This window comes from Jeotgalibacillus marinus (assembly GCF_040801915.1).
Lineage (GTDB): Bacteria > Bacillota > Bacilli > Bacillales > Jeotgalibacillaceae > Jeotgalibacillus > Jeotgalibacillus marinus.
Genome location: NZ_JBFMIA010000367.1, coordinates 1 through 218, shown reverse-complemented (window position 1 = coordinate 218; position 218 = coordinate 1). Strand labels below are relative to the sequence as shown.

Sequence of the window (218 nt, the reverse complement as noted above, 5' to 3'; positions counted from 1 at the left end):
CCGGGTGGGCTCAAGGTCACGCTGCAGCGGCCGGGCAATGGTGCCGGTGGCGACTGCTGGCATCAAGAACACGACCCGTACGATCCGAGCTCCCCGCGCAACACGTTCGCACACTGGGATGCGCCGTTCATCGCGTGGCTCGAGGCGCGCGGCTACGAGGTCGACTACTGCGTCGACCTCGATATCCATCGAGACGCGGACGTGCTCACGCCGTATCG

At 66.5% G+C, this 218-nt stretch carries 1 protein-coding gene; it reads left to right on the top strand.

The genetic code is table 11. The annotated features are described in order from the left end of the window. A partial coding sequence (locus AB1471_RS18200) for a N,N-dimethylformamidase beta subunit family domain-containing protein (RefSeq protein ID WP_367781113.1) occupies nucleotides 1-218 on the top strand: 218 nt, incomplete at both ends.